This window comes from Sporosarcina sp. D27 (assembly GCF_000586555.1).
Taxonomy (GTDB): domain Bacteria; phylum Bacillota; class Bacilli; order Bacillales_A; family Planococcaceae; genus Sporosarcina.
The window spans coordinates 1-11788 of the sequence record NZ_AZUC01000060.1; the positions used below are offsets into that span (position 1 = coordinate 1).

The 11788-nt window shown below is 44.7% G+C and carries 8 protein-coding genes, 1 pseudogene and 1 other annotated feature; of the genes and pseudogenes, 8 read left to right on the forward strand and 1 reads right to left on the reverse strand.

Annotation, left to right across the window (positions count from 1 at the left end):
* Positions 1-124 precede the first annotated feature (124 nt).
* Both N693_RS20680 and N693_RS0116580 read left to right on the forward strand, forming a co-directional pair.
* Positions 125-262: pseudogene (locus tag N693_RS20680) on the forward strand (IS5/IS1182 family transposase); the annotation flags it as partial.
* 807 nt (positions 263-1069) lie between these two features.
* Positions 1070-2755: a methyl-accepting chemotaxis protein gene (locus tag N693_RS0116580; RefSeq protein WP_025785950.1), complete on the forward strand. Its 1686-nt coding sequence runs from the start codon at positions 1070-1072 to the stop codon at positions 2753-2755.
* A gap of 223 nt (positions 2756-2978) precedes the next feature.
* On the opposite strand, the gene sda is transcribed toward N693_RS0116580, so the two are convergent.
* A complete protein-coding gene (sda, locus tag N693_RS20730; protein WP_081760270.1) occupies positions 2979-3134 on the reverse strand; it encodes a sporulation histidine kinase inhibitor Sda in 156 nt (51 codons plus the stop codon).
* A gap of 471 nt (positions 3135-3605) precedes the next feature.
* Between sda and ilvD the strand changes: the two genes are divergently transcribed.
* From ilvD to leuB, 6 genes are all read left to right on the forward strand, one after another.
* Positions 3606-5273 carry a dihydroxy-acid dehydratase gene (gene ilvD / locus N693_RS0116590; protein ID WP_025785951.1) on the forward strand — a complete coding sequence of 556 codons (1668 nt, stop codon included), beginning with the start codon at positions 3606-3608 and terminating at the stop codon, positions 5271-5273.
* 3 nt (positions 5274-5276) lie between these two features.
* Positions 5277-5512, forward strand: a binding site (T-box leader).
* 162 nt (positions 5513-5674) lie between these two features.
* Positions 5675-7363 (forward strand): acetolactate synthase large subunit, encoded by a 1689-nt coding sequence (gene ilvB, locus N693_RS0116595; protein WP_253271219.1) that lies wholly within the window; start codon positions 5675-5677, stop codon positions 7361-7363.
* On the forward strand, positions 7360-7875 hold the full coding sequence (ilvN, locus tag N693_RS0116600; protein ID WP_025785953.1) for an acetolactate synthase small subunit: 516 nt from the start codon (positions 7360-7362) through the stop codon (positions 7873-7875). The genes ilvB and ilvN overlap by 4 nt, the downstream gene beginning before the upstream one ends.
* Positions 7876-8091: 216 nt before the next feature.
* Positions 8092-9123, forward strand: a complete 1032-nt coding sequence (gene ilvC / locus N693_RS0116605; RefSeq protein ID WP_025785954.1) for a ketol-acid reductoisomerase — start codon at positions 8092-8094, stop codon at positions 9121-9123.
* Complete coding sequence (locus tag N693_RS0116610; protein ID WP_025785955.1) at positions 9110-10666, forward strand: 2-isopropylmalate synthase; 1557 nt, start codon at positions 9110-9112, stop codon at positions 10664-10666. Before ilvC ends, N693_RS0116610 begins: the two co-directional genes overlap by 14 nt.
* 21 nt (positions 10667-10687) lie before the next feature.
* A complete protein-coding gene (leuB, locus tag N693_RS0116615) occupies positions 10688-11788 on the forward strand; it encodes a 3-isopropylmalate dehydrogenase (protein ID WP_025785956.1) in 1101 nt (366 codons plus the stop codon).

The window sequence follows — 11788 nt, forward strand, 5'->3', positions numbered from 1 at the left end:
TTGCTCTCAGCCGCTTCCCTCACTTTGCTCAGTCCAGGGTCTTCGAGCTTCGCTGATTCCTCCGGAGTCGCCGCTCTCCGCTACAATCAACAGGATCTACCAACTATCAAATGAAGTAAAGGAAATGATGATGAAGAATCAAATCAAAGAACGGGAACAGATGAAGATGCTTACAATCTAACAGTTAGTTCCGCAAGACCATCGGGTCCGTAAATTAGAGGCAGCAATTGATTTTTCCTTCATTTATCAATTGGTTGTAGATTAATATTCACTACTCGGGAGATTATGCATAGATTCCGCTGTTTTCTATAATATGTAATTTGTTCAATGCCCTAAATCCTCTTATGGTTGTCTATCGCATACCCTGCTTCTCCTTGGCATCGGCAAAAACGCGTTCAACGGTCTCTTTACATTTCCATAGACTTCTTTGTTTTCATATCGGTGTCTCAAGTCTTCTGCTGCATCTAGTTATTCTGACCAGCTGGACATGGAGCACTCCGATTGCGTTCTTTGATTGAATGATGTGAATGTCTCATGAGAAATTCAGTTGATTGAAGTGCAGGGCGGCGACTCCTGGGGGATCAGCGAAAGCTGTTACGAAGAACAGCTTTTGCGAGTAAAAGCGAAGCGTTAGGAGCACGTGTTTTTGAAGACCCCGCAGAAAAAGCCGTAACGAAGAACGGATTTTGCGAGCATAAGTGCAACGTTGGGAGCACATCTTTGCTTTCGAAGCGACGAGGAGGCTGAGGGCAAGCCCCCCGGAAAGCGTCCGCCCAGAACGGAGATCAACGGCTCTTGACCAGTTGCAGATTTATACGCTCAAAGACAAAAGGGGTGAAAATCATTTTGATTTCCACCCCTTTTGTCTACAGTCTGGGAGACGCATTCATTGCGTCTCTTTTTTTGCGTAATTTAGCAAAAAAATAAGCGATCCAGCGGTAAGTTATTCTGAAATAATTTTAAAATGAAAATTAATTTGAAAATCTATTACTTTAAATATAAATAATCTAAATCATGAGCCGAAAGTATAAGTATGCTTTTACTACTTACTAGAAATGAGAGATGGCCTATGTCAATTGGGAAAAAGTTGTATGGAGGATTTGGTGTACTTATCGTTGTTATTCTACTTTCATCGTTATATAGCTTTAATCAAATTGCTAAAATTGAAGATGAATATAACTTTTTGTTAGAAAGTCGTGTTGCACAAACCATACTCGCAAAAAATATACAGGCAGAGAGCGGTCTAGAAGGTGTATACATACGCTCGTATTTGTTGCTGGGGAAACAGGATGATTTGGATAAATTCGACGAGCATTATGAAAGAATCACCCAATCTATCGCAGGGATTCGTCAACTTGCCCAATCTGATAAAATGAAAGGATTGATAGAAGAAATAGAAAAATTAAATGCAGAGTTTTACGCAGTATCACAAGATGTCATTAAATTGAAAAAATCTAATGATGTAGAAAGTGCAATTCAATTGATGGATTCACAAATGAGCCAGATAAATGATGGTATAAGAGAAACCTTAACAGAAATGACAACGTATCAAAATGAGCATTTAGAGATCGGAAATAAGAACGCACTCAATACTGCTAACAATGCAAAACTTGGTTTGCTTCTGGCAAGCATTATCTCATTAGTTCTAGCTGCACTCATTTCAACAACCATTACTCGCAGTATTTCTAAACCTGTGATTCGGCTATCTAAAGCGGTATCTGTTGTTGCATCTGGAGACTTGTCAGATGAGGACATTCATCTGAAATCCAAAGACGAACTGAAAGATCTTGCGAATTCATTTAATGGTATGAAACAAAGTCTTCGAACCCTAATTGGTGGGGTGAATGACAATGCCCTGCATTTGACAGCTTCTGCAGAAGAGCTGTCTGCAAGTACGTATGAGGTATCTCAATCCTCTGAAGAGATGGCGAAATCGATTGACGCTGTTGCGAAAGGGGCACAACTTTCAGCTTCTGCTGCAAGCGAAAGTTCTATTGTAATGGAAGAAACGGCTGTAGGTGTCCAACGAATTGCAGAATCAGCAACACAACTTAACGACAGTGCTGAACAAACCATGCATATCGCGACTGAAAGTGGTCAAACGATTGAAACCGCAAAAGAGCAAATGGACATTATTTATAGCTCGTCAAATCAGACTTCTGAGCTGATCCAACGGTTGAGCCGTCAGACTGAAGAAATTGAGAACATTACGAATGTCATTACTAGCATTACGGAACAAACCAACTTGCTAGCACTCAATGCTGCAATTGAAGCAGCACGCGCCGGTGAGCACGGAAAAGGATTTGCCGTCGTCGCAGATGAAGTACGCAAACTGGCAGAGGAATCGAAAAAGTCCGCGAGTCAGATTGTCGAGTTGACGATGGCGATTCAGACTGATACTAAGAACGTGGAACAATCGGTCTCAGAAAGTATGGTGAATGTGGAACAAGGTGTTCACGTCATTGAAAATGCGGGGCGTACGTTCTTGGAGATTGTGAAAGCTGTTCAGGTCATGTCCGGTCAGATTGCAGAAATCTCCGCTGCAACTGAGCAGATTTCTGCAAGTGCTGAAGAAGTATCAGCTTCTGTGAATGAAATTTCAGGTCAAGCTACAAGTGCTTCTGCACAAACCGAACAGAACGCAGTTGCGATGGAAGAGCAATTGGCAACTATTGAAGAAATCAATGCAGTGGCTCAAGACCTTAGCAACAAAGCTGTGGATTTACAGGAAATGATTCATCAGTTTACAGTATAATTAGCAAATGGAAGTCCTTTTGTCAGCATTAGCTGACGAGAGGACTTTTTTTAGTGCTAGCGGATGTAGGAATTCACTTGATACGTGCATAAGTAATCTAACACATTCATGCTACTGTCCTCATACAAAAAAAATCAGCTGCCCGGTTTGAACAGCTGATCTTACGTTAGTATAGGGACAGGAGAACGCCGCTTTCCTTAAATGGTTTGGCTATTGCGACAAGTTAATGAATGAAACAAAGTAAACTACGTTTATTCACTTCACACTTCAGTAAGTTAATAAACTCAGCACTTAGTTCTAGTTCCATGGCTTTTACATACGATAGGATGAGCAGATCATCGGGGAGTTTGTTCACAAACACGACACCTTCTTCCAGCATTGTATTATTCAATTTCCCCAAGTACGAGGAAAGCGGCTTGGTTCTAACTTATCAGATAACTAAAAAAAGAACAACCGTTCGGTTATCCACATTCGTTAGTGGATAAAGTGTGGACAAGCTGTTCATAGGGGTTGTTAGGACTATCGCAGTCAAGGGGATAACGTGGAAAAAGTTATGCACACTTGTGGACTGTGCGAATTTTGTCGAAAGATTTTTTGATTTATTGCAAGCAGTTGATCAAAAAAATTTATAAAAAAGTGCGATGTGCAATATATCGCGTGGTTGAGGCATTGTAAGCGTATACATTTTCACTATATATTCTAAATTGAAAAATAATTTAAAAAACACGGTTGACTCTTTATTTCTTTCGCTATATGATAACAACAATCTACTTCAGCGAAAGGTTGTTTCAACTACCTGGTTGCTGAAATTATCGTTCACCCGTTGGTGCCATTGTGAGGAGTGAGTTTCATGAGAAGTGACATGATAAAGAAAGGTGTCGATCGTGCACCGCATCGAAGTCTACTGTATGCGACAGGCGTGCGATCGAGAGATATGGAGAAACCATTCATTGGAGTATGTAACTCATACATTGATATCATTCCCGGTCATATGCACTTAAACAAATTTGCGGAAGTCGTGAAAGAAGCGATACGTGAAGCAGGAGGCATTCCTTTCGAGTTTAATACAATCGGTGTTGATGACGGAATAGCGATGGGGCATATCGGTATGCGGTATTCATTGCCAAGTCGTGAACTCATAGCCGATTCAGCAGAAACAGTTATTAACGCACACTGGTTTGATGGTGTGTTCTACATTCCGAACTGTGACAAAATCACACCAGGGATGCTGATGGCGGCGGTTCGTACGAATGTCCCTTCCGTTTTCGTCTCAGGAGGTCCTATGGAAGGTGGAACTTCAGCTGATGGTAAGCCGCTGTCCCTCGTATCTGTGTTTGAAGGAGTCGGTTCTTACAAACAGGGGACCATGACAGCTGAAGAGCTGCTCGATATTGAACAAAGCGCGTGTCCAACATGCGGCAGCTGTTCAGGAATGTTTACAGCTAATTCGATGAACTCACTCATGGAAATGCTTGGCGTTACCGTGCCGGATAATGGCACAATCATTGCAACTTCGGATGAACGTCATCGGCTCATTAAAGAAGCGGCCCAGCATCTCGTGAGAATGGTGAAAGAAGACATTAAACCAAGGGACATTATTACAAAAGAAACGATTGACGATGCGTTTGCACTTGATATGGCAATGGGCGGATCTACAAACACGGTCCTTCATACACTCGCAATCGCACACGAAGCGGAAATCGAGTACGACGTCCGTGATATCAATGAAGTCGCTAAACGGATTCCGTATTTATCAAAAATTAGTCCGGCATCCGATTATACAATGCACGACGTCCATCTGGCAGGTGGCGTCAGCGCCATTATAAAAGAGCTATGTGAAATTGAAGGCGCGGTACATCCAGATCGGATGACAATCACAGGAAAGTCACTCTATGAAAATGTGAAAGACCGGCCAATCAAGAACGATCAAGTAATTCGTCATAAAGAAAATGCTTATAGTCCAGTCGGAGGTCTTTCCGTACTATTTGGAAATATTGCACCCGACGGCGGCGTCATTAAAGTCGGAGCGGTCGATCCTTCTATCAAAGAGTTCAGAGGTGAAGCAATCGTCTTTGAATCTCAGGAAGCAGCTCAAGAAGGTATTGACGATGGTACTGTGCAAGCAGGTCACGTAGTGGTCATTCGCTACGAAGGTCCAAAAGGCGGTCCTGGAATGCCTGAAATGCTTGCACCAACTGCAGCGATTGCAGGTCGTGGACTTGGAACAAAAGTAGCGCTCATCACGGATGGTCGTTTCTCAGGAGCATCCCGAGGCATTTCCATCGGGCACATTTCTCCAGAAGCAGCTGAAGGTGGTCCAATCGCACTTGTGGAAAATGGAGATATCATAGAAATAGACTTAACCAATCGGACAATCGAATTGGAAGTCGATGAAGCTGAACTTGCCAAACGCAAAAGCCAATTGAAACCATTTGAACCAAAAATCAAAAAAGGGTATCTTGCCCGTTATTCCAAATTAGTGACATCCGCAAGTACAGGCGGTGTTATGAAAATTTAATAGACGAACTCGATGATGAGGTAAAAGTGTTTGGATCCTGCATTCCCAGAGAGCCGGTGGTGCTGAAAACCGGTAATGCAGCCAACGCGATATCGCCTCGGAGTGAATAGCTGAACTAAGTAGGCTATTTCGGGCAGTTGTGCCCGTTATGACAAAGGATGCGATTCTTTCGCGTCCATGAGGCGGTAGAACGTTACCGTGAACAAGGGTGGTACCATGAAAGCTTTTTCATCCCTTGCGCAATAATTTTTTGCGCGGGGAGAAAAGGCTTTTTATTATGAAGAAAAATGGATTTCCTATAAAGCCATTATAGAGATGGATGATGACAAGGAGAGATGCAAATGAGTACAGAATTGCAGTTGAAAACGGCACCTGAAGCTAGTAAGAACGATGCCGCTCCAATGCGGCCAGCTAATGGATCGGATGTTCTGATCAGATCCTTGAAAGAACAACAAGTGGAAATCATTTTTGGATATCCAGGTGGTGCAGTGCTCCCAATTTACGATGCACTGTATCAAAATCCGATTCAGCACATTTTAGCCCGCCACGAACAAGGAGCGATTCATGCTGCTGAAGGGTATGCTCGAGTTTCTGGTAATCCAGGAGTCGTAATTGCTACATCAGGTCCAGGTGCAACCAACCTTGTCACAGGCATTACAGATGCCATGATGGATTCCATCCCACTCGTTGTGTTTACTGGCCAAGTCGCAAGTAGCGTCATAGGTACAGATGCATTCCAAGAAGCGGATATCATTGGGATCACGCAACCAATCACGAAACATAACTACCAAGTAAGTTGTGTGGAAGATCTGCCACGTATCATTAAAGAAGCCTTTCATATTGCATCGACTGGTAGACCGGGACCTGTCGTCGTGGACATTCCAAAAGATATCGCCACAGCTTCTGCAGAAAACGTCCCAGAAGCTCCAACTGAACTTTATTTGCCTGGTTATCAGCCTACTGTTCATCCGAATTACCTGCAGATTCAAAAAACAATTTCGTTAGTTAAACAAGCGAAAAAGCCCGTAATTTTAGCAGGAGCTGGTGTCTTACACGCTAAAGCGACTGAAGAATTGAAGGAATTTGCTGAAGTGAATCGGATTCCAATTGTCAATACACTACTTGGGTTAGGCAGTATTTCGGGAGATCACGAACTCTTCCTTGGTATGGCGGGTATGCACGGTACGTACACCTCAAATATGGCGATAAGTGAATGTGATGTACTCATCAATATCGGCGCTAGGTTTGATGATCGATTGACAGGTAATCTAAAATGCTTTGCACAGAATGCTACTGTCGTTCACATCGATATCGATCCAGCGGAAATCGGAAAGAACGTCCCAACGGAAATTCCAATTGTTGCTGATGCAAAGGAAGCGTTACTTGCACTATTGAAGCATCCAGCATGCAAGCCAGACACGGAAGTTTGGTTAACAAAACTCGAAAGTCTGACAAAAAACTTCCCACTTTGGTATGAGGAAGATCCGGATCATCTCCTTCCGCAACAAGCATTGGAGCTGATCCATAAAATAACCGAAGGAAATGCGATTGTGACAACGGATGTCGGACAGCACCAAATGTGGACCGCCCAGTATTATCGACTGAATCATGCAGATCGATGGGTCACTTCAGGTGGACTTGGAACAATGGGGTTCGGATTCCCGGCAGCAATCGGTGCGCAACTCGCGAAACCGGATGCACGAGTAATTGCAGTTGTTGGTGACGGTGGCTTCCAAATGACTGCACAAGAATTGTCGCTACTGCAAGAACTACGAATTCCAGTGAAGGTTGTGATTTTGAACAACGAAGCACTCGGAATGGTGAGGCAGTGGCAGCAGACATTTTTCGAAGAACGCTATTCACAGTCATTAATTCCTGTTCAACCGGATTTTGTGAAACTCGCTGAAGCTTATGATTTGAAAGGCTACCGCATTAAAAATGCTTCAGAAGCGGAAGCAGTATTTATGGAAGCTTTGTTATCAGATGAACCCGTTTTGATCGACTGTCGAGTGAAACGTATGGAAAACGTCAATCCGATGGTGGCGCCGGGGAAAGGAATTCAAGAAATGATTGGAGTGAGTGCGCCATGAAACGAGTCATCACAGTAACCGTTATCAACCAAAGTGGCGTGCTGAATCGGGTCACTGGGTTGCTCATGAAACGACAATTCAACATTGAAAGTATTACAGTTGGCCACACGGAACAAACGGGGATGTCGAAGATGACGTTCATCGTCCATGTGGAGGATGAACGCAAAATCGAGCAACTCGTGAAACAGCTGCAAAAGCAAATCGATGTCATTAAGGTGAATGATATTACCGACAAGTCGATTGTGTTGCGGGAGTTGGCGTTAGTGAAAGTGACGTCTCCGCCACATGCAAGGGGGGAGATGAACAGCCTAGTAGAACCGTTCCGGGCAACGGTCGTAGATTCCGGAAAGAACATCGTGACGTATCAAGTGACGGGAGATCCGGAAAAAATCGACGCGTTCATCGACTTGCTGAAGCCATATGGCATCAAGGAGCTCACACGAACAGGCACGGCAGCATTCGTACGAGAAGTCCAAAAAGCCCCATCTCCATTGTTATCAATTTTGAAATAACTTGATGGACGGGGTTGATTTACACTGCAGGCGGACGCTTTCCGCGGGCTCGATCTCAGCCTCCTCAGCGCTTCGCTTCTGCGAGGTCTTCGATCTTCGCTGATTCCGCAGGAGTCGCCGCCTTCCGTTACAATCAACGGAGCTAGTTGGCAATACTTATTCTTTTGGAAAAATGAAAGTGAAAATAAAACCCACAAACCCTAGGAGGAATTCATTATGACAAACATGTATTATAACCAGGACATCAACGAGAAAGTATTGGACGGCAAGAAAATCGCGGTGATCGGCTATGGTTCACAAGGTCATGCACACGCACAAAACTTGAAAGATTCCGGATTCGACGTTGTTGTAGGAATTCGTCCAGGGAAGTCATTCGATAAGGCAAAAGAGGATGGACTTGAGGTAACGACTGTTGCTGAAGCTGCAGAACAAGCAGACGTAATCATGGTATTGCTTCCAGATGAGCGCCAAAAGAAAGTATATGAAGAAGAAATTGCACCTGCTCTGAAAGCAGGAAAAGCACTCGCATTCGCACACGGGTTCAACATCCACTTCGGTCAGATCAAACCACCAGCAGAAGTTGATGTATTCCTAGTTGCTCCAAAAGGTCCAGGACATCTCGTACGACGGACTTTCGTTGCAGGTGCAGGCGTACCAGCACTATTCGGAGTGTATCAAGATGCTTCAGGTACAGCTCGCGAAACAGCACTTGCTTATTCAAAAGGGATTGGATCAGCACGAGGCGGAGTTCTAGAAACCTCATTTGAAGAAGAGACAGTAACTGATCTATTCGGGGAGCAAGCGGTACTTTGTGGTGGATTAACTTCACTCATCAAAGCAGGATTCGAAACGCTTGTGGAAGCTGGCTACCAGCCGGAACTAGCGTATTTCGAAACACTCCACGAAACGAAACTCATCGTAGACTTGATGTATGAAGGCGGAATGGCAGGCATGCGTTACTCAGTTTCTGATACAGCAGAATGGGGCGATTTCGTTTCAGGACCACGCGTCATTGATGCAGATACGAAAGCTCGTATGAAGTCGATCTTGGAGGATATCCAGTCTGGCAAGTTCGCAAAAGAATGGATTCAGGAAAACGAAGATGGCCGTCCGAACTTCAACCGCATTGAAAAAGAAGAAGCCGGACATCAACTTGAAGAAGTCGGTGAAAAACTACGCGCAATGATGCCGTTTGTTGCGAAAGGATTGAAAAAAGAGGAAGAGGTGACAGCTGGTGCGACGAATTGACTTTTTCGATACGACACTGAGGGATGGCGAACAGTCAGCAGGCATTAACTTAAATACGGCGGAAAAGCTTGAAATCGCACGCCAACTTGAACGTCTTGGCGCATCGGTGATTGAAGCGGGCTTTCCCGCTTCATCCCCCGGCGACTTCGAAGCAGTCGAGCGCATCGCAACAACCGTAAGAAACTCTACAGTGACGGGCCTTGCCCGTGCTGTAAAGAGTGATATCGACACTTCTTGGGAAGCGTTAAAAGGCGCAGAACAGCCTCACTTACACGTGTTCCTCGCAACTTCACCGATTCATATGGAATATAAATTGAAAAAGACACCGAATCAGGTCGTCGAAATAGCAGTAGAAGCGGTTAAATATGCCCGCTCGAAATTTCCACTCGTGCAATGGTCTGCTGAAGATGCATTTCGTTCAGACCCAGAGTTTCTCGTCCGGATTCTGAACGAAGTCATCGCAGCAGGTGCAACAACGGTAAACATTCCAGATACGGTCGGATATGCATCGCCACAAGAATACGGAGCGCTTTTCCGTTTCTTGAAAGAGAATGTGCGCGGGATAGATCGTGTGAAACTTTCTGCGCATTGTCATGACGATTTAGGAATGGCCGTCGCAAATTCTATCGCTGCAATCGAAAATGGCGCCGATCAAGTAGAAGGTACTATCAACGGTATCGGTGAGCGCGCAGGGAACGCAGCGCTTGAAGAAATCGCCGTTGCACTTCATATTCGAAAAGACTTTTATAATCTAGAAACGGGTATTCATCTTAATGAAATTAAACGAACTAGCGAATTGGTTAGCCGATTGACGGGAGTCATAATCCAACCGAATAAAGCGGTTGTCGGGAAAAACGCATTTGCGCATGAGTCCGGAATCCATCAAGATGGTATGTTGAAAAATCCAGAGACTTACGAAATTATTACACCCGAACTTATTGGTGCAACGAAAGAGCCACTTGCTCTCGGGAAGCACTCAGGACGCGCAGCATTTAAAGATCGTGCCATCACGATGGGCTTCACATTAAGTGACGATCAGTTAAATGAAGTGTTTACAGAGTTCAAGGAGTTAGCGGATAAAAAGAAAGAGATTACGGAAGATGACTTATTCGTCCTCTTTACGAGACAACAACTTGAAAAAACTGAAACGCCAATTTATGACTTGGAAAGTATCCAAGTGCAGTATGGAACGAATAACGTACCGACTGCTACTGCGACGAGCACAACTCCTGAAGGAGAAATGGTTAGCGTTGCAACGACTGGTGCAGGCTCTGTAGAAGCAATCTTTAATACGTTGGAACTGCTTGTAAAAGGAGATGTGCACATTCTCGATTACCAAGTTTCTTCTATTGGCAAGGGACGAGATGCACTCGGTCAGGCGGTCGTGAATTTGAACTTCAATGGAACTCAGTTAACAGGTAGAGGGATTGCGCAAGACGTATTGGAAGCGTCTGCGAAAGCATACTTGAATGCGATTAATCGACAACTAGTCCGTGAGTCATTGGAAACACAAAAAGAACTTGCAGTTGAAACTGTAAATTAATCCTACAAGGAGGAGACGACGATGGAAAAACGTATCGCAGTATTACCCGGTGACGGGATTGGACCGGAAGTAATCGGTTCCGCATTGAAGGTGCTAGAAGTGATTGCTAGAAGATTTCATCATACGTTCGAATTTGTCCATGGTTCTATCGGTGGGGCTGCAGTAGATGCCTATGGGACACCGCTTCCAGATGAAACGATTGCACTTTGTGAGAAGAGTGATGCTGTGTTACTCGGCGCAGTCGGAGGTCCGAAATGGGATCAAAATCCTGCAGAAACCCGTCCTGAAAAAGGCTTGCTTGCAATTCGTAAGCATTTTGGGTTGTTTGCGAACATTCGCCCCGTGAAGGCAGTGCCGGCCATTCTCCATCGTTCTCCTCTAAAAGAAGAACTCGTGAAGGACGTAGATCTTGTAATTGTACGTGAACTGACGGGGGGCCTGTATTTCGGAAAACCAAGCCGGAAAACACATGATGCTGCGGTGGATACACTCGTTTATACGCGTGTGGAAATCGAACGGATTGTACGATCTGCCTTTGACCTTGCACGAATGCGACGCGGAAAAGTGACGTCTGTTGATAAAGCGAACGTCCTACAGTCTAGTAGATTGTGGCGAGAAGTCGTTGAAGAAGTTCGTGCTGGCTATCCGGATGTTGAAGTCGAGCATCAACTAGTCGATTCCGCTGCAATGAAGCTCATTACTAATCCAGCAACATTTGACGTCATCGTAACGGAGAATATGTTTGGTGATATTTTGAGTGATGAAGCATCAGTCATTACAGGATCCCTTGGCCTATTGCCCTCTGCTAGTGTTCGCACAGATGGTTTCGGACTATACGAACCGGTCCATGGGTCTGCACCAGACGTAGCAGGAAAAGGGCTTGCGAATCCAGCTGCTACAATTTTGTCCGCAGCAATGATGTTGCGGCAGTCATTCGGAATGGAAGAAGAAGCAGCGGCGATTGAGCAAGCCGTTCAGACAGTTTATGAAGAAGGTCATTGTACCGCAGATCTCGGAGGGCCGGGTGCCCGCCCGATGTCGACAGAGCAATGGGCCGCACGAGTTGCTGAAGAAGTGGATGTCCAATCGGTTTCAAATAGCATCATGTGTTCATATGTGTAA

Coding starts and splice junctions, on each gene's coding strand:
- sda (WP_081760270.1), bottom strand. CDS start 3,134: ATGCTGGAAGAAGGTGTCGTGTTTGTGAACAAACTCCCCGATGATCTG.
- ilvB (WP_253271219.1), top strand. CDS start 5,675: ATGCGGCCAGCTAATGGATCGGATGTTCTGATCAGATCCTTGAAAGAA.
- ilvN (WP_025785953.1), top strand. CDS start 7,360: ATGAAACGAGTCATCACAGTAACCGTTATCAACCAAAGTGGCGTGCTG.
- leuB (WP_025785956.1), top strand. CDS start 10,688: ATGGAAAAACGTATCGCAGTATTACCCGGTGACGGGATTGGACCGGAA.
- ilvC (WP_025785954.1), top strand. CDS start 8,092: ATGACAAACATGTATTATAACCAGGACATCAACGAGAAAGTATTGGAC.
- ilvD (WP_025785951.1), top strand. CDS start 3,606: ATGAGAAGTGACATGATAAAGAAAGGTGTCGATCGTGCACCGCATCGA.
- N693_RS0116580 (WP_025785950.1), top strand. CDS start 1,070: ATGTCAATTGGGAAAAAGTTGTATGGAGGATTTGGTGTACTTATCGTT.